21 protein-coding genes are annotated in these 23,470 nt (G+C 42.4%); 6 read left to right on the forward strand and 15 right to left on the reverse strand.

Annotated features, from left to right (window positions below):
• Positions 1–318: 318 nt before the first annotated feature.
• From HMPREF2926_RS09290 to HMPREF2926_RS09305, 4 genes are all read left to right on the forward strand, one after another.
• A complete protein-coding gene (locus HMPREF2926_RS09290) occupies positions 319–1,329 on the forward strand; it encodes a site-specific integrase (RefSeq protein ID WP_070587553.1) in 1,011 nt (336 codons plus the stop codon).
• A 282-nt stretch (positions 1,330–1,611) separates the two neighbouring features.
• Positions 1,612–2,982 (forward strand): hypothetical protein, encoded by a 1,371-nt coding sequence (locus HMPREF2926_RS09295; protein ID WP_070587556.1) that lies wholly within the window; start codon positions 1,612–1,614, stop codon positions 2,980–2,982.
• A gap of 135 nt (positions 2,983–3,117) precedes the next feature.
• Positions 3,118–3,381 (forward strand): helix-turn-helix domain-containing protein, encoded by a 264-nt coding sequence (locus HMPREF2926_RS09300; protein ID WP_070587558.1) that lies wholly within the window; start codon positions 3,118–3,120, stop codon positions 3,379–3,381.
• Positions 3,382–3,448: 67 nt separating this feature from the next.
• Positions 3,449–4,666 carry a tyrosine-type recombinase/integrase gene (locus tag HMPREF2926_RS09305; protein WP_070587562.1) on the forward strand — a complete coding sequence of 406 codons (1,218 nt, stop codon included), beginning with the start codon at positions 3,449–3,451 and terminating at the stop codon, positions 4,664–4,666.
• A 110-nt stretch (positions 4,667–4,776) separates the two neighbouring features.
• Here HMPREF2926_RS09305 and rpsI read toward each other — a convergent pair whose 3' ends face one another.
• The 5 genes from rpsI to rlmB form a co-directional block, all read right to left on the reverse strand.
• A complete protein-coding gene (gene rpsI / locus HMPREF2926_RS09310; RefSeq protein WP_002893764.1) occupies positions 4,777–5,169 on the reverse strand; it encodes a 30S ribosomal protein S9 in 393 nt (130 codons plus the stop codon).
• A gap of 18 nt (positions 5,170–5,187) precedes the next feature.
• Positions 5,188–5,634, reverse strand: coding sequence for a 50S ribosomal protein L13 (rplM, locus tag HMPREF2926_RS09315; protein ID WP_002876943.1), 447 nt, complete (start codon positions 5,632–5,634; stop codon positions 5,188–5,190).
• 152 nt (positions 5,635–5,786) lie between these two features.
• Entirely contained in the window at positions 5,787–6,650 is an 864-nt protein-coding gene (locus tag HMPREF2926_RS09320; RefSeq protein ID WP_070587564.1) for a DegV family protein, read from the reverse strand.
• Positions 6,650–7,162 (reverse strand): NYN domain-containing protein, encoded by a 513-nt coding sequence (locus HMPREF2926_RS09325; protein ID WP_003004212.1) that lies wholly within the window; start codon positions 7,160–7,162, stop codon positions 6,650–6,652. Before HMPREF2926_RS09325 ends, HMPREF2926_RS09320 begins: the two co-directional genes overlap by 1 nt.
• An 18-nt stretch (positions 7,163–7,180) precedes the next feature.
• Positions 7,181–7,909: a 23S rRNA (guanosine(2251)-2'-O)-methyltransferase RlmB gene (gene rlmB / locus HMPREF2926_RS09330; protein WP_070587566.1), complete on the reverse strand. Its 729-nt coding sequence runs from the start codon at positions 7,907–7,909 to the stop codon at positions 7,181–7,183.
• Positions 7,910–8,005: 96 nt separating this feature from the next.
• Between rlmB and HMPREF2926_RS09335 the strand changes: the two genes are divergently transcribed.
• Both HMPREF2926_RS09335 and HMPREF2926_RS09340 read left to right on the forward strand, forming a co-directional pair.
• Positions 8,006–8,968 carry an aromatic acid exporter family protein gene (locus HMPREF2926_RS09335; RefSeq protein WP_070587569.1) on the forward strand — a complete coding sequence of 321 codons (963 nt, stop codon included), beginning with the start codon at positions 8,006–8,008 and terminating at the stop codon, positions 8,966–8,968.
• Positions 8,969–9,082: 114 nt separating this feature from the next.
• The gene (locus tag HMPREF2926_RS09340; protein WP_070587572.1) at positions 9,083–12,304 is read left to right on the forward strand and encodes an LPXTG-anchored zinc carboxypeptidase; all 3,222 of its coding nucleotides are present in this window, start codon (positions 9,083–9,085) and stop codon (positions 12,302–12,304) included.
• Between the two features lie 315 nt (positions 12,305–12,619).
• Here the strand turns inward: HMPREF2926_RS09340 and HMPREF2926_RS09345 are convergent, their stop codons facing one another.
• The 10 genes from HMPREF2926_RS09345 to HMPREF2926_RS09390 all read right to left on the reverse strand — a co-directional run.
• The gene (locus HMPREF2926_RS09345) at positions 12,620–14,287 is read right to left on the reverse strand and encodes an alpha-glucosidase (RefSeq protein ID WP_070587576.1); all 1,668 of its coding nucleotides are present in this window, start codon (positions 14,285–14,287) and stop codon (positions 12,620–12,622) included.
• A 66-nt stretch (positions 14,288–14,353) separates the two neighbouring features.
• Positions 14,354–15,484, reverse strand: a complete 1,131-nt coding sequence (locus tag HMPREF2926_RS09350; RefSeq protein WP_021154414.1) for an ABC transporter ATP-binding protein — start codon at positions 15,482–15,484, stop codon at positions 14,354–14,356.
• A 125-nt stretch (positions 15,485–15,609) separates the two neighbouring features.
• Positions 15,610–16,470, reverse strand: a complete 861-nt coding sequence (locus HMPREF2926_RS09355; RefSeq protein ID WP_070587579.1) for a helix-turn-helix domain-containing protein — start codon at positions 16,468–16,470, stop codon at positions 15,610–15,612.
• On the reverse strand, positions 16,467–16,865 hold the full coding sequence (locus HMPREF2926_RS09360) for a Mini-ribonuclease 3 (protein WP_049503453.1): 399 nt from the start codon (positions 16,863–16,865) through the stop codon (positions 16,467–16,469). The genes HMPREF2926_RS09355 and HMPREF2926_RS09360 overlap by 4 nt, the downstream gene beginning before the upstream one ends.
• Complete coding sequence (gene cysS / locus HMPREF2926_RS09365) at positions 16,858–18,201, reverse strand: cysteine--tRNA ligase (protein ID WP_070587582.1); 1,344 nt, start codon at positions 18,199–18,201, stop codon at positions 16,858–16,860. The genes HMPREF2926_RS09360 and cysS overlap by 8 nt, the downstream gene beginning before the upstream one ends.
• Before the next feature lie 20 nt (positions 18,202–18,221).
• Positions 18,222–19,088 carry a GNAT family N-acetyltransferase gene (locus HMPREF2926_RS09370; protein WP_070587585.1) on the reverse strand — a complete coding sequence of 289 codons (867 nt, stop codon included), beginning with the start codon at positions 19,086–19,088 and terminating at the stop codon, positions 18,222–18,224.
• 12 nt (positions 19,089–19,100) lie between these two features.
• On the reverse strand, positions 19,101–19,718 hold the full coding sequence (gene cysE / locus HMPREF2926_RS09375; RefSeq protein ID WP_031576159.1) for a serine O-acetyltransferase: 618 nt from the start codon (positions 19,716–19,718) through the stop codon (positions 19,101–19,103).
• 24 nt (positions 19,719–19,742) lie between these two features.
• Entirely contained in the window at positions 19,743–21,965 is a 2,223-nt protein-coding gene (pnp, locus tag HMPREF2926_RS09380; protein WP_070587587.1) for a polyribonucleotide nucleotidyltransferase, read from the reverse strand.
• Positions 21,966–22,311: 346 nt separating this feature from the next.
• Positions 22,312–23,049 (reverse strand): hypothetical protein, encoded by a 738-nt coding sequence (locus HMPREF2926_RS09385; RefSeq protein ID WP_070587589.1) that lies wholly within the window; start codon positions 23,047–23,049, stop codon positions 22,312–22,314.
• A gap of 18 nt (positions 23,050–23,067) precedes the next feature.
• The coding region (locus HMPREF2926_RS09390) for a DUF6287 domain-containing protein (protein WP_256263032.1) at positions 23,068–23,470 on the reverse strand (403 nt) is incomplete at its 5' end.

Consider the following 23,470-nt stretch of genomic DNA (forward strand, 5'->3'; position numbering starts at 1 on the left):
AAAAAAACTAGCTTAACTCAGTCGCTAAATTCAAAGCATTTAAACCTGAAAAAGAGTAAAAAGAAAAAACAACAGATTTTTATCTGTAAGATGGAACTCTACATATTATTTTAATTGAGTCAACTTGTCATGTTGTAAAATGACTTGGTTAACTTCTTAGCCATCAATTAAGAAGCGCCCTCAGCACAGGGAAGATACTACATCAGTGAATATAAGCTTTAAATCACTGCACTACTTCAACTTGAATAAAAAAGACCTTAAGATTTTTCTTAAGATCTTCTTTAAATGAACATCATCTTCTATAGAAAGGAAAGAACTATGGCAAAGAAAAAACGTAGTCGTTCAGAACGACGAAAAGCTAGAGAAAAAGCTAAGAAACAACAGATGGATGCTCTAAACACTTTTGAAGGTCGTAAACAATTCATCCAATCAAAGGGATTAACTAATCTAGTCACGCGCTTCAAGAAGGGAAAAGGTATCAAAAGAAATGAATCCAAAAAGACAGGAGAGGACATTCATTTAATCCATACAGACCGAACTCTTCATAACTACGCTGGATCCTGGAGCAGATTTGCTTCCTTTGTTGCTGCAACAGCCACTGCCGAAGATTTAAAAGCTCTTGAAAAATCTAAGAATGTAGATATATGGATTGACTTAGTAAATCAATACTTAGAACATTGTAAAAAAACTGGGCTTTCTGCACCAACCCAATCAACATACAAAGCAGCATTAGCTAAAGTCTTAGGCGTATCTTCTACTGCTTTTATTGCAACAGATATTCGATATCGAGCCAACAAAAAAAATAATCGCTTAAAATCTAATGACGATAGAATGTCTGAAGAAACGAATAATCGATGGTTTTCAATCGTATCTGCCACTGGACTACGAAAAAATGAGCTAAAAGCAATTACTGGTGACTCACTCTACCAACGTGAGGATGGCCGATATTATCTTAAAATCATTGGTAAAAAGCATAAAACAAAAGGAGCTAGAGATCGTTGGGTTCCGATTATCACACGAGACAAAGAAGAATTAGAGAGGCTTGTTGAGGAGTTTAAGCTAGCTGGTAAAAAGCGTGTGTTTCAAGTTCCATCTGCTTTAAAACCTCATAAATATCGTGCTGAATACGCAAAACGTCTTTATCTTCTTGTCGCGAGAGATCCCAAAGATATCAAAGATAAAAAAGAAAAAATTTATCTACGGGGAGAATTAAAAGGCGTTGTCCTTGATCGAAAGGCTTGTTTAATTGTATCACGTGCTCTCGGACATAATCGACCAGAAGAGTTTCAAAAGTCCTATGCTTACAAGTTAATCGCACAAGCAAACTAATAAGTACTTCTAAAAAATAATTGTATATCTCTCATTGAAATAAAAAAATAAATAAAGTAGGGAAAAACCTAATTTTTTCTCCAAACCCTTATCATTACGCGTTTTTTTAACAATTAAACATTGTGTATTTTATTGTTTTTCAAAATTTCTTCCATTTTTTCACTTTTTTTTTTAAAAAAAAAGGCGTTTTCTGTCAAAAAAATGGCATACCTATATATAGGGGATTTAAATTGAATTATATACTTCCTAACAAAAATAATAGTAAAAAGGAAACATTAAAACATGAAAAGGCTTACTAAAATTTCTACTGAACAGATGCAATTAAAACAGATGCAATTAAATGAGAAAGAAATTCAATCTTGTTTTACTTTAATGAATTCCTTCTGGGGCTTTGATCGCATGGATTTTAACTTGGGTGAAAATCTAATTGTTGACATCGAAAAACTGATAGAATACAGCAAAAAGAATCCTGATAAAGTTAAAAAATTAAATTACAATTCAAATCAGATAGAAGATTTAATTATCCAATCAAGGGAATTCGGAAGACTTGAAATTGGGAAAATTTATAAAAAAGAAATCGGAGATACTGTTAATTATTCCTTACTACAACTGAATCATGGAGGTCTCAATTTTGAAACTCTCTCTATTTCTGCAATACGAAAGAAACTAATAAAAGTTATGACGGAAATCAAACAGCAAACTGGTATTTGGATTATCCCAACAACAATTAGGATTCATCAAATGGAAATCTCATTTACATTTGCTACTGATGCGATTATTCATTTTCAAACAAGAAATTTATTATTGAGGGCTCTATCTAATACATCTCAAGTAAATAAAAAAGTTTATACAAAATGTTCAACTCCCGAAGACCACCATATTCTTTCAAGTAAAAAAAATGAAAACTTGTTGCATGTTCTTTACGATAAAACAGCAAAAGCTGAACATAATAACCAGATTGAATCAAACGTATCTCGTAAATATCGCATCTATAGATACGAAATGACACTGAATGAACAAAAAATTAAAAGTGAATTCAAGAGTACTGACTTGGATAAACTAAACAATGATCAGCTCTATTCATTTGTATATAGTGTAATTGAGAAAGGATTGTGCAACTTTAAGATAATTGTTCAAACTTCAGTAAGAGATACCCAAAATAAGTTAAAAGAATTGTATGAAGAAAAAGGTAAAGATGGATATATAAAAACTTTTTTTGAAACTCAACTAAATCATGCTATGGATTATTTATATCCAATAACATTGGATGAATCTATTTTTTTATTTATTGATGCATCTAAATTTGTAAATCCAAAAAACTGTGCAAGAACTAAAAAAAATCTGATTAAAGAAAGTAGGAGGAATGATTTGAAAAATGAGAGTTATTTTCTTTCTATTATGATTACATGGCAAGTACTATATCTCTTTAGCTTAATGCTAAATAGTCTATATCTTGTTACTATCTTTGACTTTGGTTGTTACAAGAGTAATCAAAATAATAAACTCCATTTTTTTAAAATCCCTAGTTTTACCAATGAAGAAAAAGATAGTTTTATTAATGACGTTAATAAAATCAAGGATAAAGACATTGGTTCATCCCTGGATTCTTTTTTAAATGAAATTCAAATAAATACTTCTTCCATTTTAATATAAATTCTGATTAAAAAAATGGAAAAGTATTACTACAGCAACGTTTTCCTATTTTTTAACTCTTCAACCCTTGAAGACTTAAAAAAATCCAAACTAATTAAATTTAAATCTAATAGAAAGAAATAAACAGGACTATTTATGAATTTATTTATTCCAGACGACGAAATGGTTAGGCAACTTCAATTACTAATATCAGATACTGTTAAAAAAGAACTGGATAAATTTTTAGATATTAATGAAAATATCAATCATTTTTTAAATAAAAAGCAAACTTGTGAGTATTTGAATATAACAAATAATACTTTAGACAAGTGGATTAAGCAAGGATTGCCTTGCATTAAGATTGGTAAAACTGTTCGCTTTAGCAAATCTGAAATCAATCGCTGGTTACAAAAGCAGTAGAAATTCTATGGTCGTTTGTTATAATGTAACCATGGTATTTTCTAGCTCAATTCAAAAGGAGAATACTATGTCTATTATAAAAACTAAAAACGGAACCTATCGCTTACGTGTCTATATTCCTGAGGATGTGAAGTCTTCACTAGGTGTTGATAAGAAAGTGATTGAAAAACGATTCAAAACAAGGATTGAAGCAAAAAAATATGAACTAGAACTTCAAAATAAGATTGATAAAATTCATAGTGGAGATTCAGTCTCATTAGAAAATAGTGGTTCTATCCTTTTTTCAGATTTCTATCAAAACGTTTGGTGGGAATCCTACAAAGCAGGTCAAACTACTTCTACTGCTAAACCACCTTCTCAAGCAACTATAGTTGGAACAGAAATTGCTTTTAGAAAACACATCTTACCCTTACTTGGGAATTATTCAATAGACTTTCTTAATCAAAATAAGCAAGTTGTACTAAATCTATTGACTCAAAAGGCTGAAGAATATGCAAATTTCAAAGTTATCAGGAGCTACGTTAACTCTATCTTTGACTGGGCAGAAGAATTAGAGTATATCGAAACTAATCGCCTATCAAAAACTATAAGCCGTATCAAAGCCACTAAGAAAATCAAGTTACAGGAATCTAAAAAAGATGAAGATTTATATCTATCTCAAGAAGAACTTCAAGCATGGTTTACAGCTTTTGAAAAGGATTTGGAGACTGAAAAAATTCTATTCAAAGACTATGTTTTGTTCTATACTACCTTCTTTTTAGGAGATAGAAAGTCAGAGAGCTACGCTTTGCAATGGAAACATATTGATTTCAAAAATCAACAAATTCAATTGGTTCAAGCCTTAGATCGATATAAAAATCAAAAGTCAACTAAAGGGAATAAAAAGACGATTTTTTCGATTCCACAAGAACTTACCGACTTGTTAAATTCTTGGAAGAAGCAACAAAAATCTGAACTGGCTTCATTTAACATCATGCAAACTCCTGAACAGTATGTTTTTACGTATATTGATACAAAGGGAAATGTAAACAGTTGTCTCCATGCTGATTATCTTAACAACAAAATGAAATCTGTTAAGCGTCGTCATCCAGAACTTGCACATGCAACTCCTCATAAATTACGACATACAGGAGCCACACTCGCTAAACAGGCTGGAACCTCTATGGAAGCTATTTCTGAAGCACTCACTCATAGTGATACGATTACAACTAAGACTTATGTAAACACATCAAATGTGATTCCAATGGCGGTTGGAGAGATCGCTTATCGCTCCCTAAAGAAATAATGGTGTGAATTTGGTGTGAAAAGTGGTGTGAATTTTGCTAAAAATCATCAAAAAAACACCCCATGGTGTGAACCATGAAGTGTTTCGAAACGTTGATATAATCGTATTGATTAACGTTTTGAGAATTGTGATGCTTTACGAGCTTTCTTAAGACCTGGTTTCTTACGTTCAACTTTACGTGAGTCACGTGTAAGAAGTCCTGCGCGTTTCAATGAATCGCGGAAGTCTGGGTCTACTTGAAGAAGGGCACGAGCGATACCGTGACGGATAGCTCCTGCTTGACCAGCGTATCCACCACCTACAACGTTAACGAAAACGTCGTATGAACCTGCAGTTGAAGTAACTGCGAATGGTTGGTTGATTACAAGACGAAGGTCAGCGTGTGGGATGTACTCTTCAACATCTTTTTTGTTAACAGTGATTTTACCAGTTCCTGGAACAAGGCGAACGCGTGCAACAGCGTTTTTACGACGTCCAGTACCTGCATATTGTGCTTGTGACATACTTTATTGTTCCTTTCCTTAGATAAGTCCTGAAATATCAAGAACTTCTGGTTGTTGTGCAGCGTGAGTGTGCTCAGCTCCAACGAATACTTTCAATTTCATACCTTGAGCGCGGCCAAGAGTATTGTGTGGAAGCATACCTTTAACTGATTTCTCGATCAAACGAACTGCATTTTTAGAACGAAGTTCACCAGCAGAGATTGATTTCAATCCACCTGGGTGGTTTGAGTGAGTGTAGTAGATCTTATCAGTTGCTTTTTTACCAGTCAATTTAACTTTTTCAGCATTGATAACGATTACGAAGTCACCTGTATCAGTGTGAGGTGTGAATGTTGGTTTGTTTTTTCCGCGAAGCACGCTAGCAACAACTGCTGAAAGGCGTCCAAGAGGTACATCAGTTGCGTCAACAACGTACCATTTGCGTTCTACTTGGCCTGGTTTAGCCATGAATGTAGTTTTGTTCATGATTTCTCCTATATGAATGTCGTTTTTGTTTACAGGGCGGATGTTCCGGTCCGCGAGTTATTTGAAAGGTTCCGGGGCCTTACAAATGGGGTAAACAATACCGCCTACTATTGTATCAAAATTCTAAGATAAAAGTCAACCGATTTGGAAAATTATTTGCGATTTTCTTTTCCAATGACAAATCCGATCAAGGAATTCGGGCCGACGTGGGCTGAAATAACCGGTCCAAGAGGCATCACAAGGACTTCATCAATCCCTTCAAGCGCAAGCATTTCTTGCTTCAGTGCTTCTGCTCCTTCTAGATCGTTGGTATAAGAGACTAAAGCTGTGCCTTCACCAATATCTGCTTTGATCAGCTCCAGTAATTCTCGGACAGCTTTTTTGCGTCCCCGAACCTTGCTAATTGGGACTAATTTTCCTTCCGCATCAATCCAGAGAATGGGTTTGATGCTGGCCAAACTACCCATAATCGCAGCACTTTTTGAGAGACGGCCTCCACGCATAAGGTGGTAGAGGTCATCGACGAGGAAATAAGTCCGCAGTTTTGGCGCTAGGTCCATGATTTCTTCTTTGGCTTCTGCTAATGAACGACCTGCATCACGCGCAGCTACTGCCCGCATGACCAGATATCCCTCTCCAATCCCAGCAGCCTTCGGATCGACAATCTCGATCACAGCTTCCGGGTAGTCTTCTAAAACCAGGTCTCGTGCCATGACTGCACTCTGATAAGTCCCAGATAAGACCGATGAAAAGGCTACATAAAGCAGATCTTTTCCTTCTTTGGCAAATTGTTCAAAGGTTTCCTGAAATTGGCCCACATTGACCTGACTGGTTGTCGGTTTAGCTCCATTTTTCATGGCTTCTAAAAGCTCAGGGCTGGTCAATTGACCTTGGCCAACTGTCTGGTAAACCGTCCCATCTAACTCAATGGTCAAGCCAAGAATGGTCACCTGATGTTCCTTGGCCCAGTTCTGGTCTAAATCTGCGGTCGAATCGGTTAAAATAGCAAATGTCATTACTTGTCTCCCATCATTTCTTGTAATTGTCGCAATACTTCGTGATCGAGCGGTCGCATAGGTGGTTTTTGATCGTTGACCACTCGCTGCGCCTGATTGAGGTTTCCTTTGACGACTGCGACCCGTTTTTCTAACTCTCTGGCAGATACCCGAAGAGCTCCTTGAGCAAAGACGGTCCATTGCTCATTTAAGTCACTGGTCGCTACCGATACTTGGTGGAGGGGCGTGTTAAGCTCTGCCGCCAAGCGCTCGATATAGTCATCTGCCGTCTCATCCTCGCCGGTAAAGACCACCTGAACATTGAACTCCTCATAGGTCTGCCGCACTCCTGGCATATACTGGGCATCAAAGACACAGATGACTTCGATCCCTTCAAAGCTAGCATAGTGGCTCAGTTTTTGCAGGAGGATATTGCGGGCTGCATCGAGTTCACTTTTTTGAAAGAGCTGGCGAGTCTCCTGCCAAAAGGCAATCATATTATAGCCGTCAACCAATAAGATTTTTCGTTTCATATCATTGCCTTTCTAGGATTATAGTCGGTTGCGAAAGACCTCATACATAAGAATAGCTGCTGCCACGCTGGCATTGAGGCTTTGCACATGACCATTCATGGGAATGGTGATCATCTCATCGACTTGCTTTTTGATGTTGGCTGAGATCCCTTTTCCTTCATTGCCAATGATCAAGGCTAACTTGCCAGCCGTATTCCACTGGTGCGATGGCGTGCCGTTCATGTCGGTTCCAAAGATCCAGAAGCCCTCTTCCTTTAACTTGTCTAGGGTTTGGCTGAGATTGGTCACACGGGCAATGGGAATGTGTTCCACTGCTCCGGTAGAAGTTTTCGACACCACTGGGGTTACCCCGACTGCCCGGTGCTTAGGAATGATGACTCCTGAGACATTGGTCGCATCAGCTGTCCGTAAGATAGATCCAAGATTGTGTGGATCTGTCAAACCATCGAGAATCAATAAAAGCGGGTTCTCTTCTTGGGCTGTCTGTTTCAGAATCACTGCCAAGTCTGTGTAAGCAAAGGCTGCCACACGAAGAACGAAGCCTTGGTGAACAGCTCCTTCTGTCATTTCCTGAAGGGTTTTCTTTGGCGTCCAAGAAATCGACACCTTCTTTTCAGCTGCTAAAGTCTTGATTTTGTCGACATTTTTTCCTCGGAGGTCTTCTTGAATATATAATTTATTGCCTGTATTGGCTTGTAAAGCCTCGGTGACTGCATGGACACCGTATACGATATCGTTATTTTCCATAGAACTAGTATACCACAAGAAAGGAGGAAGAGGCCAATTCATGATATAATGAAATGAAATCTATCTCAGCGAAACCAGCAAAATAGAAAGGAAGCCATGCCTCTTTTTCAACGAACCATCAAGCTCACCTTGGCCACCTGTTTAGCAGCTGCCCTTGCTTATGCTCTGGGCTTGACCTATGCCATCTCAGCTGGCGTCATTGCCATCTTGAGTATCTCTGATACGCGTCGCAGTACGATCAAGCAAGCCTATCAGCGCTTTATGTCGACCTTGCTGGCCCTTGTGATCGGAAGGATCGCTTTTTCCTTTTTTGGATTCAACCTTTGGGCACTGGGAGTCTTTATTGCTCTCTATGTTCCATGCGCCTTTCTAATGGGCTGGCAGATCGGCATCACGCCAAGTACGGTCCTCGTCACCCATCTCTTGATTGAGCAGTCTACTTCCTGGGGGCTCTTGCTCAATGAACTTGCCCTCTTTTTAATCGGGACCAGCTTTGCCCTGCTGGCCAATCTCTATATGCCTTCTAATCAGGCTGCGATTGATCACTACCATGATGTTGTCGAAGACCAACTGAAAAAGATCCTTGGTCGTTTTGCGGAATTACTTGGTAAAGGGGATGGTCGCAACGATGCCCGCTTGATCAAAGAATTGGATGGTATCCTAAAGGACGCTTTAAATCTTGTCTATCTGGATCATTCCAACCACCTTTTTCATCAAACCAACTACCACATTCACTACTTCGAAATGCGCAAGCGTCAAAACGACATCCTGCGGGATATGGCAGAAAACGTCAACCGCTGTCAGTTGGCGGCGAGTGAAAGTATGATCCTGGCTCAACTTTTTAAGAAGACTGCGCAACAGTTAAGTCAGGAAAATCCTGCCCAAGATCTTCTAGATGATATTAGTCAGTATTTAGCGATCTTTCGCGAACGCCCTCTTCCTAAGACCCGTGAAGAATTCGAAACACGCGCCACCTTGCTCCAATTGTTAAGAGATTTAGAAACCTTCATTCAGGTCAAGGTTGATTTTTACCAACAATTCCATGAGGAAACAGAATAGACAAAGAAGCCCTTGCAAGATGCAAAGGCTTTTTTATTCAGGCAGTTGTTGTAAACGCTTTCCTAAAATGGTATACTAGAACTGGAAAATAACTTTTTAAGGAGGGTCTTCTATATGAAGTCTTCGTATAAGAAACATTTGTACACTACAACACTCAGCCTCTCCGCTGCTGTCTTGCTTTCCGTTATCGGTCATGGCCAAGCTTCAGCCGATAGCGTAGAAGCGCCTCAAACGGAACCAAGCACGGTCCTTGAAGCGACACCTGCTACTGAGCAACCTGTGACCGCCGAGACGACAAGTCATGCTACAGCCACAGAAGTAACTCCTGCTAGTCCTGCAGAAAGAGCAGCGACTTCTGATGTGGCTTCTAGTACAGAAGTTGCTCCAACCGCTAATCCAAGCACTAACCGTGCCGCAACGACCACTGACCAAGCGACTCGATTGGCGGATAGCACCATTTATCTCTCTGAAAAGAGTACGATTGATGACAAAGTCCAAGAAAAAGCTCAAGCTGCTGGCAAGATCAGCTGGACCTTAGACAATAAGCCTCTCTCTGAGTGGAAAACCTGGGATATGGAGACAGGAACACTGAGCAAGGATCCATTCCTCACCATCACAGAGACTGTAAACGGAAATGATCTGGATCTCCACATTGACGTGCAGGATCTCTTTGGTCAAGATCTCAGTCTTCGTAGCCCAAATAATATTCGCCGGACTTATCGCAACTACATCGGCAATCATGAACTGGTCGGAACCAATGCAGACTTAGGTGTGACCATCAATAAAACTCTTGTTTTTCGACCTTACCAAGACTACCATACACATGAAGAGATGCTCGCTGCTATCGAAAAATCCAAGGAAGAAGCGAAACCCGATCGTTTGGTGCAGTTAGAAACCCTTGGTAAGAGCGCCCAAGGCCGGGACATGAAGATGGGAATTGTGAGTAAGGACCAAGCCAGCATCGATCACTACCTGTCTAGCACCAATCCTACAGCTTTGACCAAACCAAGCGAAATGCTGGCTGCACTGAAGGACAAGACCTTGGATTACAAACTACCTGTCTTAGTCCACAACACCCACGCGGATGAGCAGCCAGGGATCGACATCATCACAGGCCTCTTCCGTACCTTCGCTACAGAAAATCAAGTCACTTTTAAAACGACAGACGAAGCTGGTAACGTCAAGAATGTAACTCTGGACATCCCAACTCTCCTAAACAAATTTATCTTCTTGTTTGACTTCACGGAAAACCCTGATGGGGATGCTCTCAACCTGCGTGCTTTGGCCAATGGACTGGATCCAAACCGCGATGCCAGCTACCAAACAAACCCCGAAGTGCGTACCGTCATCCAAATGATCAACAAGTGGAATCCAATTGCTCTCTATGATATCCATGGATTTGTCAAAGAATTCTTGATTGAGCCTGCAACACCTCCACATGATCCGAATTTTGAATACGACCTCATGTCCAACCTCATGCTAGAAAATGCCCACCATATGGGCCGCGCAGGGGTTGCCAATTCCAAATACGACAGCTACATCATTCCAAAACTGGATTGGGGAGATGGCTGGGATGATTCCTTCTCTGGTTATACAGGTGTCTATGCTGTCTATCACGGCATCTTGGGCCACACCATTGAAATACCAGAATCCAACCAGGAATCTTATTATGCTGGTCGTAATGCTGTCCTCGGCGGCATTGACTTCCTCAACCAAGATCCAGACAAACTCCTTGAGATGCGGCTCAACTTCTACTTACGTGGTCTCAATAAAACGGAAGATCCAAAAGCTGAAAATGAACTGGTCGGCCCAAATGGGGAAATCGTTGGACGTGTGAAAAACGGTCGTCCAAAATTCTTCCCAGACTACTACGTCATCCCAATGGGTCTCGACAAGGACAATGACGCCCAAGAAGCCTTCAATATGATCGACTACTTCAAACGCAATGGTGTCCTCGTTAAAGAACTCAAAGAAGATACAGGCAACTACAAAAAAGGGGACTTGGTCATTGACATGGCCCAAGCCAAACGGGGCTACGCCAACCATATTCTCTACAAAGGTTCTAACGAATCTGCCTGGGCTGCTATGTACGCCGAGTTGCTGGTCAACTTCCCAGATATGAGAGGGTTCAAGTCCGAACCTGTCTTTGCGGATGGTCTTTTCAATGGAAAATTAGGAGAAGTCACCACCACCCGTGCGACTCGTACTTCTGAGATCGATCCAAAAGCTCCTTACTATGTAATCGCAAATACCTCAGCCAGTGCCGTTAAAGCTATCAACCAGGCCATTTCCCAAGGAAAATCTGTCTACCTAACAGATGATGGCTACATCGTTGACCGCGATACCTTTGCTTCGCTCCTGCCAAACTATGCCATCTATGGTGATGCCCTCTACAAGGTGCCAAGCGGGCCAACCTTGAAACCGATGAAGGTCTACTCTCCAAACTACCACTATAATTGGGCTGGAGTCGATGCGCCTGCTCATACCAGTCTGGTCCTTGAAAAATTAGGCTTCCAAATTGTCAATACTCCAGAAGAAGCGGATGTTGTTATTTTGGAAAGCAATCGTTTTGATGCTTCCATCTTTGGCAAGAAACCGACCCTTGTCATCGGTGGGGAAGCCATGCAGAAACTGGAAAAATTGGGAGTTCTTGCAGGCTTTGATGCTGAAAAACTAAAAGGTGGCAGTGACTACGAGGGCTCGATGAAGGCCATCATCGATGACCAAGATCCACTGACCAGCGGTTACAAGAAGAATACCCTCTTCTACTCCAACTCAGGAAACTGGATTGAAAAAGTTCCAAGCAACTTCAAGACCTTGATGAGCATCGCTTCAAGCGACTACTACATTGCTGGCTGGTGGCCAAAAAATGAAGTCCTAGCCAATAAGGTCATGGCCATCTCTGGAGAACTTCTGGGCCAACCACTCTTTGTCTATGCCGGAAATCCAACCAATCGCCAACACCCTGTCCACTTCTTCCGTTGGGTAACCAACGCGATCTTTGGCAGCAAGTTGGCTAGCTTGATGGATTACGTCCCAGCTAAAGAACCAGATCAAGTGGTGGTTTCAATTCATAACCAAACAACCACTCCACAGCCAATCTTGACCAAGAAGGAGACTCCTAAAGTTCTCCTTCCACAAAAAGAAATGACAACTGAAAATGAAGAAAGTGTGCAAGCCTTGACTTACCAAGTGGGACAAAGCTTCCAAGAAAGTCCAGCCAAGGCACAATTGCCACAAACTGGAGAAGACACAGCTGCACACTTCATTCTTTCAGGCTTCTTGTTAGCCGTTAGCGGAGGCTTCCTCCTCTTGAAAAAGAAAGAAGTTGAGTAAGATTTTAGACTAGCTATGAATCTCAAGTTCATCTTTTCATAGAAAATCAATTTTTCATATAAATAATCTAAGAAATTAGACAAAAGTTATAAAACTCGCTCTAGTATTTAGCAGTATTCAGTCTTATACTGAAACTTTCCGCCGTGAGAAAAGTGCTTGGAACATAACAGTTTCAAGCACTCGGGAGTTTTGAAACCTTAGGTTCAAAACTAAGTCATGGAACTTCTTCGAAGTTCGCTGACGTCCGTACTCACCTAAGGAAAGTTTCGAAAGATATATCTTCAAAAGAACCTTCGCAGACGCGAAGGTTCTTTTCTATTCCACCAATTCCAACACAACCGTTTGGTAAGGAGTCAATTCTAGCACTTGGTCTCCTTCTTGGAATAATCCTGCTGTATTATTTAAAACGACCGTTTTAATCGGAGCTGGCAACTCCAAGGTGGCCTGGCGATTTTGGAAATTGCTGACAACCAAGAGACGCTTGTCCCCACGGCGTTCAAAGGCGATGATGTTTTCACGGTCCCGATACGCTGGGATCAGATCTCCAAACCGGATGGTATTTCCATAAAGGGGATGGCGATACAAGGCCGTCAACTTGCGGTAATAATTCAAGATGGAGTCTGGATCCTTTTCTTGATCTTCCACATTGATGGCAACATCTGGTTTGGGACTGATCAGCCAGGCTGGTCCATCGCTAAAGCCCAGACCTGGCTCTCTTGTCCACTGCATCGGTGTCCGCGCATTGTCTCGGCTGTAGTTGGCAATCACTGCTAAGGCTTCTTCCTCGCTCAAACCAGCTTCTTTAGCGACATGATAGCCATTGATGGTCGCGATATCATCAAAGTCCTCTACTGATTCAAAGACTTGGTTTTCCATTCCAATTTCTTGGCCTTGATAGATAAACGGAATTCCCTTGCGCAAAACCTGAATAGTTCCTAGGGCTTTTTTACTGGTGTCGTTTACTGGACCTTCAGCAATATAATGGGACACCCCACGAGGCTCATCGTGGTTTTCAATGATCGTCGAGAGAACCCCAATACTATCTGCGCGCTCATGCGCTTGGAAAATACTTTCCTTGAGTTCATCTGCTGTTGGAAGACTATGGTCAAACCAGCCTTTTCCTTCTTGACCCAGCATGGTTTGTTTGAAATCAAAGATCGATGAGAAAACGCCATCTTTTCCGATAAAGAAATGCAACTCTTCATCGGTTTCATTGAAAACTTCGCCTACAGTGAAGGCATTGTACTTGGCAAAGGTCCGCTCATTTAACTCTTGCAAGAAGGGTTCAATCGATTGGGCATTCACTAGAGACTCCGGTACTGGGACCAAGCCATTTTCGCGATCAGACGGAAGCGAACGCCATTCTAAATCCTTTTTGATATTGATGATGGCGTCAATCCGGAAGCCTGCAATTCCCTTGTCCAACCACCAGTTGATCATCTTGTAAATCTCTTCGCGCAAGACAGGATTTTGCCAATTGAGGTCTGGCTGATCCTTGTGGAAAGAATGAAGATAGTATTTGTTGGTGCCAGGAACCGGCTCCCAAACACTGCCCCCAAAGTAACTTTCCCAGTTGTTGGGTTCTTTGTCACTTTCGATAAAATAAAAGTAATCCGCATAAGGGCCATCTGGATCCGCTAAAGCCTTTTGGAACCACTCGTGATGACTGGAGCAATGGTTGACCACCAAGTCCATGATGATAGAAATGCCCCGCTTCTTACCTTCCGCAATCAATTCTTCCATATCTTCCATGGTTCCAAAGAGGGGATCAATGGCATAATAGTCTGAAATATCATATCCCTGGTCAATAAAAGGGCTCTTGTAAACAGGAGATAGCCAGAGAATATCAATCCCTAAGTCTTGAAGGTAATCGAGTTTCTCCGTGATGCCTTTCAAATCCCCAACACCATCACCATTGCTGTCCTTAAAGCTTTTTGGGTAAATCTGGTAAGCGACCTTCCCCTTCCACCAGTCTTTTTCCATGTCTTGTCTCCTTAAAATGAAAGAGACCGAGACAAATCGTCTCAGTCTCTATCGTGTCAGTAGGTATTAGTATACTGTTTTTTCAGTTTCTTTATCGAAGAAGTGAGCTTTGTTCAAGTCAAATCCAAGTTCGATGGTTTCACCAGTTCCAAGGTAGTCACGCGCATCCACTTTAGCGATGAATTCGTTGTCACCAACTTGGCAGTACAAGTGAGATTCAGAACCGAGCAACTCAGACACAGAGATAGTTGCTTTTACGACTGATTCTGGGAAAGTTTCAAGGAAAGCAGCTTCTGTATTCACGTCTTCTGGACGGATACCAAAGATCAATTCTTTACCATCATAGCCTTTTTCTTTCAAGACTTTCAAAGCACCTTCTGGAACTTTCAAATTCAATCCATTGGCAACGATGTGTCCACCTTCCAATTTTACATTGATGAAGTTCATTGCAGGGCTTCCAATGAATCCTGCTACGAATTTGTTCACTGGGTTTTTGTATACTTCTTGAGGAGTACCGATTTGTTCAACACGTCCGATAGTACCAGTACCAGCAGGGTTTTTAGTAGCTGACATGATAACGATACGGTCTGCAAGTGTCATCGCTTCTGTTTGGTCGTGAGTTACGTAGATAGTTGTAGCTCCGATACGACGGTGGATTTTAGCGATTTCAGCACGCATAGATACACGCAATTTTGCATCCAAGTTTGACAAAGGTTCGTCCATCAAGAATACCTTAGCATCACGGACGATCGCACGACCCATGGCCACACGTTGACGTTGACCACCAGAAAGGTCAGCTGGTTTACGATCCAAGAATTCTTTCAAACCAAGAATTTCAGCTGCTTCTTGTACACGTTTGTCGATGTCTTCTTTGCTGTATTTACGCAATTTCAAACCAAATGCCATGTTATCGTATACAGTCATGTGTGGGTAAAGAGCGTAGTTTTGGAATACCATGGCAATGTCACGGTCTTTAGGTGCCACGTTGTTTACAACAGTGCCATCGATTGAACATTCACCTTCTGTGATATCTTCAAGACCAGCGATCATACGAAGAGTTGTTGATTTACCACATCCTGAAGGACCTACGAAAACGATAAACTCTTTGTCTTTGATGTCCAAGTTGAAGTCTTCAACTGAGTAGTGTTCGCTGTTTGGATATTTTTTGTAAATATTTTTAAGATTTAATTCTACCATGATGGTACTCCTTTGATTTTTATAGTTCTATTGTAAATGAAAACGTTTTACAAATCTATGGCAAGTCTCACAAAAAAAAAAAAAGAGTTTTGTGCAAGTTGCACAAAACTCTCGATTGATTCCGTTTAAATTACATCTTGTAAGACTAAATGGTAGCAAAGAGCCAGATCTGTCAGATTTTTCAACTGGAGACCCGTTAGCTCTTCCCACTTATCAATCTTGTATTGGAGCGAATTACGATGGAGATAGAGTTGCTGGGCGGCCTTGGTCACAACTGCCCCATTTTCCCAAAGAGCGACAATGATGTCTTGCAATTGATCTTGACTTTCAATCAACTGATGCAAGCGTGCCTTGATCGGGATGAGATCCAGATCTGCCTGCTCGATTCCCCACAGATAGAGTTGAGAAAAGCGATAGACACCTTGATGGCCTTCTCGAATCCAAGCTCGAAAGACAGCCTGTTCTGCTCGAATGACAGGAGACACTTTCCCGTCTTTAGACTCGGTCCATACTTGCCCGACCAGGATAGATAAACGAATATTGAAGTCATACTCCATGGCAGAGACGGTATCTTTTAAGATATCGGCCACAGGCAAAGACTGGTCTTGGTCCAGAATGAGCACATAATCTTGTCCGCTCAGTTGCAAAGTTGCTCGGAAATTGGGCAAGAGTGTCTGCATCATCTCTAGCCAAGAAGCCGTCCCTTCCGCTGTTGAATGCGAGAGGTGGCAATAGACAAGCTGCATTTTTTTGATAACTTGAGGGGCTTCTCCCTTTCCATCGATCAGGTACTGGTACCAAGGATTAGGGGCAACCTCTTCTTCACCGCCCAACCAGGAAATCAATTGTTTTTCTCGCTCGGTTAGCTCTTCTTCCCTCAGCAGCAACCATTGTTGAGCCTGCAGGGGAATGGCTACATAACCAGCTGGTGGATTGGGGTGATCCGTCACCTCTGCATGAGGAAACCACTCTCTGATATTTTTCACTGCTTTCTTCCTTCTTCTACTTGCTGGATGCACCAGTTGATCAACTCTTCCAAACGAGCAAGCTCACCCGTCATATGGAGATAGCCCATAACAGCCTCAAAGCCCGTCGACATCCGATAGGTCACGACATCCGCATTTTTGGCCTTGGTATGGCTATTGGTATTGCGACCGCGCTTGTAGATCTCCAACTCTTTTTCCGTCAGAATTTCTTGCTCCAGCATGCTTTCAATCAAACTGGCCTGAGCTCTAGCTGAGACATAACGGGTGGCAGCCTGATGAAGCTTATTAGGTTTGGTCATCCCTTGAAAAATCAGGTGTCTGCGAATATACATGGAATAGACCGCATCTCCCTCAAAGGCAAGGGCAATCCCATTGATTAGATTGACATCAATCACGTGTCCACCTTACACCTTCTTTTGTATCTAAGAGCTTGATTCCTTGCGCAGCCAATTCATCGCGAATGGCATCTGCTCGCGCAAAATCTTTCTTAGCCCGCGCTTCCTGACGTTCAGCGATCAAGGCTTCAATATCTGCATCCAAGACTTCTTCGACAAAGACCACTCCAAAGACTTCTAACATCTTGGTCAAGGCATCCTTGACGTCTTGATTGTAGTGACCTGAATTGATCCATTTAGCCAATTCAAAGACGACGGTGATGCCGTTTGCCGCATTGATATCTTCATCCATAGCCACGATAAACTTGTCCACAAAGCCTTGCAAGTCTGCTGGATCCACTTCTCCTGTGAACGGTTGCTCATAGGTATTTTTTAAATACTTGAGGTTGGTTTCCGCATCGCGCACCGCTTTTTCTGTGAAGTTAATGGGCTTGCGGTAATGCTGGGTCGCAAAGAAGAAGCGAAGCACTTGGCCGTCGATCGTCTTCAATGCATCATGCACGGTGATAAAGTTGCCTAAGGATTTGGACATCTTGACATTATCAATATTGACAAAACCATTGTGCATCCAGTAATTGGCAAAAGTCTTGCCTGTTTTAGCTTCAGACTGAGCAATTTCATTAGTATGGTGTGGAAACTCAAGATCGGCCCCACCACCGTGAATATCAATGGTATCGCCTAAAATCCCCGTTGACATGACCGAACACTCAATGTGCCAGCCAGGACGACCAGGTCCCCAAGGACTTTCCCAAGAAACTTCACCCGGTTTCGCAGCTTTCCAGAGGGCAAAATCCACCGGATTTTCCTTGCGAGCTGTTTCCTCATCTGTCCGACCAGAAGCGCCTAGCTCTAGATCTTCCAAAGTTTTATTGGCTAACTTAGCATAGTTGTGGGATTTTTCCACACGGAAATAGACATCGCCTTGGCTCTCGTAGGCATAGCCTTTTTCGATCAAGTCGGTAACAAAGCGAATGATGTCATCCATAAACTCAACCACACGAGGGTGGCGGGTTGCAGGCTTGACACCAAGAGCCGTCACATCTTCACGAAAGGCCGCGATGTACTTATCCGCCACTTCCTGAGGAGTAATGCCTTCTTCCTTGGCACGGTTGATGATCTTATCATCCACATCGGTAAAGTTGGAAATATAGGCAACTTCGTAGCCACGATACTCAAAGTAGCGACGAATCGTGTCAAAGGCTACCGTTGAACGGGCATTCCCAACGTGGATATAGTTGTAAACTGTTGGCCCACAAACATACATGCGGACCTTCCCTTCCTCGATGGGGGCAAATTCTCGCAAATCACGAGACATGGTATCATAAATTTTTAACACGCTTCATTTCCTTTCTGTTTCTACTCTTTTGGCTTCAAATAAACCACCTGAGTCTGTTTGACAAAGCCAATCTTTTCATACAAACGTTTGGCACCTACATTGCTGTCTTCCACGGCAATCTGAAACTCCTTGTCATTTTGTTCAATGAGTTGGTTGACGAGAGATTTTGCCAGGTAGCTCCCATAGCCTTTTCCACGTTCATGTTCGGCTATTGCTAAACCATAGAGGTAATTCGTATTACTCGATAAATCAACTGTACAAGTTCCAATAACCTGACCGTTTTTTAACAAAATATATAAGCGACTTTCTGGATCCTTCAGAGCTTTAGCGACATATCTATCCACAACTTCTCTAGATTCATGTTCCTCTGAAAATGCCTGAAATTTCAACTGACTAATTTGATCCTGATAGGAACGATCTGCTAACAAAACGTCCAGATTGGAAACAGTTGCCAACGGATAAGGTCTTCTATCCTTACCTAACCAGGTTTCTGTCTCTTCATCCTCGACCAGTCCCCAATTGCTGGCAAACTCAGGATGGCGCTCTAGAAAAACACGCTCTGTCTGAAAAGTCACAGACTCAATGGGATAAGATGCCGTTTCTGTCTCAAAACTTCTATACAAAGCACGCGCAATGCCTTGACGACGATGATTGGGGTGGACCAGAATCGCTACTTCCACATCTGGGTCATCTGCATAAACCGTTAATAGGCCAATAAGTTCACCTTTTTCATAATAAAGGAAAAAGGCGGGCATATCGGGATCAAAATTGAGCATATTGGAGAGATAAGGATCCCGAAAAGTTCCATCATACTTCTGACAGATGGCAATAAGGGCCTTTGCTTCCAGTAGTTGGTGGTCATTCAATGTATTGGTTGCTTGAATCACGTAGCGATCTCCTTACAAGCTAGAAGACCGATGACTGGCTTCCTTAGCATGCTCCATCTTATTCACATAGTATTCGCGTTTTTCTTCTTCTTGGTGAATGATCGGCTCATCCTTCTTACCGTGAACACGAACAATCTTGGCAGGAATACCGACAACGGTCACATCACTCGGTACATCGGAGACCACGACCGCTCCCGCTCCTACTTTGGCCTTGGCCCCAATCTCAATCGGACCGATGACCTGGGCATGAGCGGAGACCAAGGCTCCTTCACGAACCGTTGGATGGCGTTTCCCGACATCCTTCCCTGTTCCCCCAAGGGTCACCCCGTGGTAGAGCATGACACCTTTTTCAACAATGGCCGTTTCCCCGATAACGAGGCCCGCTCCATGGTCGATAAAGACACCAGAAGCAATGGTCGCACCTGGATGAATTTCAATCTGGGTCCAAAAACGCCAGAACTGACTATGCATCCGCGCCAAGAGTTTAAAGCCATGGTTCCACAAAAAGTGGGAAACACGGTGAGCTGCCAGTGCTTTGACGCCTGGATAGGTCAAAAGGACCTCCAGCGAGGTACGCGCTGCTGGGTCATTTTCTTTTACAATATCGATGGTTTCACGCCACCATCCCATACCGTGCTCCTCCTTTTCTAATGATTATTCTGAATCTTTTTGTGTAATAGTAAAGTCTTTTTTAGGTTTGTGGTCTTTGTTGTGGTGACGAGGACGATCGCCATGGCGATGAGTTTTTTCACCTTTTTCCTCGCTGTTTTCTGCTTTTGGCGGACGAGGGAGAAGAACTTTCATAGAAGCATCGACACGACCTTTTTCATCGATCTTGATAATCTTCACATCGACTTCATCACCGATGGCTACCAAGTCTTCGACACGGTTGGTGCGCGTCCAAGCCATTTCAGAGATGTGTACGAGGGCATCTGTCTTGTCAAAGAGGTTGACAAAGGCACCAAATTTCTCGATACGAACCACTTTGGCATGGTAGACTTCATCCACTTTGGCTTCACGCACCAAACCAGCAATGATCTCTTTGGCACGGTTAATCGCATCTTGGTCGCTCGAGTAGATAGATACGTTACCTTCTTCGTCGATATCAATCTTAACGCCTGTTTCAGCGATGATCTTATCGATGGTTTCTCCACCCTTACCGATGACAATCTTAATTTTGTCGACATCAATCTTGATGGTATCAATTTTTGGAGCAGTTGGTGCCAATTCTGGACGCACTTCTGGAATCGTTGCTTCAATCACATCAAGGATTTCAAAACGAGCTTTCTTGGCTTGGGCAAGCGCTTCTGTCAAGATTTCTGCAGTAATCCCTTGGATCTTGATATCCATTTGAAGGGCTGTGATCCCGTCACGAGTTCCAGCAACCTTGAAGTCCATATCTCCAAAGTGGTCTTCCAAACCTTGGATATCGGTCAATACTGTATAGTTGTTTCCATCTGAGATCAGACCCATGGCAATACCAGCTACTGGGGCCTTGATTGGCACACCACCAGCCATAAGGGCAAGTGTTCCTGCACAGATAGAGGCTTGAGATGAAGAACCATTTGATTCCAATACTTCTGCTACCAAACGAATCGCATATGGGAATTCTTCCAAGCTTGGCAATACTTGAGCAAGAGCACGCTCCCCAAGAGCACCGTGACCAATTTCACGACGACCAGGTGCACCGTAACGTCCAGTTTCCCCTACAGAGTATTGTGGGAAGTTATAGTGGTGCATAAAGCGTTTCTTGTACTCTGGATCCAAACCATCGATGATTTGCGTTTCACCCATTGGCGCCAAAGTCAAGATAGAAAGAGCTTGGGTTTGTCCACGCGTGAAGAGACCTGAACCGTGTACGCGAGGAAGGAAGTCGACTTGTGCATCCAAAGGACGGATTTCATCGACCTTACGACCATCCGGACGAACCTTGTCTTCTGTGATCAGACGGCGCACTTCTGCGTGTTCCATTTGTTCCAAGATTTCAGCTACATCCCGCATGATGCGATCAAATTCTTCGTGGTCTGCATATTTTTCTTCGTAAACGGCTGTCACTTGGTCTTTAACCGCTTGAGTCGCAGCTTCACGAGCTAATTTTTCTTCTACTTGGACTGCTTTTTGGAGGTCACTGTTGTAGGCTGCAATGATTTCAGCCTGCAATTCAGCATCTACATGAAGCAATTCCACTTCTGCTTTTTCTTTACCGACTGCCGCAACGATTTCTTCTTGGAAGGCAATCAATTCTTTAACGGCTTCGTGCCCTTTAAGAAGAGCTTCCAACATGATTTCTTCCGACAATTCTTTGGCACCAGACTCTACCATGTTGATAGCGTGTTTGGTACCAGCTACTGTCAATTCAAGAAGAGAGCGCTCAGCTTGTTCTTGCGTTGGGTTGATGATGATTTCCCCGTCAACATAACCCACTTGTACCCCAGCGATTGGTCCGTCAAATGGAATATCTGAAATAGACAAGGCCAATGATGAACCAAACATGGCAGCCATTGGTGCAGATGCATTTTCATCGTAAGAAAGCACTGTGTTGATGACTTGCACTTCGTTACGGAAACCTTCCGCAAACATTGGACGGATCGGACGGTCGATCAAACGCGCTGTCAAAGTCGCATCTGTTGAAGGACGTCCTTCACGTTTCATAAAGCCACCAGGAAATTTCCCAGCCGCATACATTTTTTCTTCGTAGTTGACTTGAAGTGGGAAGAAATCCCCAGTTGCCATTTTCTTAGACATGACAGCTGCCGTCAAGACAGTTGACTCACCATAACGCACGACAACAGAGCCATTTGCTTGCTTAGCAACCTGACCGGTCTCTACGATTAACTCACGACCCGCAAAAGTCGTTTGAAACACTTGTTTTGTCATTTTAATCCCCTTTGGATTGATAAAATTATACGACTTGCCTACAAAGATCAAGATACTAAGCCGTTAAGCAACTCAAAGGAAAATAGGAAATCGAACGACGGAGCGAACGCTCCTAGGTAGATTTATCTTTTTCCACAGAGTTGTAGGCGGGTTCAATTACGCATGATAGCATTCGATTGACGCAGCACATCTATTTGTTATATCCTCATCTTTGTATCCAAGCACGTATACCTTTTATTTTAACATATTCAAGCCCAAAAGAAAAAGGCTTTGAGGGCCTTTTTCTGTGAATCTTCCAAGAGACCTATATAAAAATTTTAGATCCAGGTATAGCTTCTATTTATTTTTAAGATTTCAAGAATTCAGTGCTGTCGACATAAAAGCGTGTTTTGTGGGTTCCACCCTTGTAATTCTTGTTGTTGCGTTTCAAGACAAAACGTCTGTATGGATCGGAAGTTCCTTGGATGGTCGTTGTCACTTCAACTGAATCTTCATTGATCACCCATTCATCCGGTGAAGGAATTTCCATCGGTGGCATCGCTCCGCCACGACCACCAGATACAATTTCGTAAAAGGCCTTGTCTTTTGTCGAATAGATCCAGCCATCTTTCTTTTCATTTGTTAGTTGGATCAGCTGGTCTTGTGACAGACTACGGATAGAGTCCGAGGTCTCTTCAGCATTCAATTTATCAATGATATCTTGCAAATTATAAGTTCCCGGCGTGTAGGTATTGTAGTAATCAATGAACATGTCTTGCGAGTAGCCTTCAACTGCACTGTGATCATTGTTCAACTCCAGCAAACGAGTCGGTTGCACCTGAAGTGAATAGGTCAAAGACGCACTGTTTTCAATGATCGAGTAGATATCCGCTTGGTCTGCTTTTGACAAGGTTCCAATGGCTTCTTTATCATGTTCATCTGACTTAGCTTCTTCTGTTTGCTCTTTTTCTTGGGCTTTATCAGATGATTTTTTGACCGATGAATCCCCTACCGGACTGTGCTTACGCTCATAGCGTTTTGGAGCACAAGCTACCAAAGAAAGCAAGAGGGCTGCAGCTAGTAAATATGTTCCAATTTTTTTCATGTTTGTCACCTTATTTTTTTAGTTCACACGATAGTACAAATCGTTCCCATTTGTAGCATCACTCTTACTCCAGTAAATGGATTCACTGCCACCTTCTCTTGAAGGAATGAAAAGAATAGGCGTTTCGTTCGTTGCGCCAGGCATGCGACTAACTCCGTGAAGATTACCTTCCTTGAAGTAAAAACCAGAAAATTGAACACCATTGACAGCACTACCATTGACCTTCACAATTCCTTGCGCATCAAACTCAATGCTCGTACCGTACTTATTTTTCCAAACTCCCGCTACACTTGAGAAATTTCCAGCTTTTATTTCATCTAGATTCATCTCAGTGCTTGTTTTGGCAGGGGCAGGAGTTGATTCGGCATTTCCATCCACCCGCGTTGTGAATTCAAGGGCGATCCAGCCTTGTCCAGATTCC

Source organism: Streptococcus sp. HMSC078D09 (assembly GCF_001813675.1).
Lineage (GTDB): Bacteria > Bacillota > Bacilli > Lactobacillales > Streptococcaceae > Streptococcus.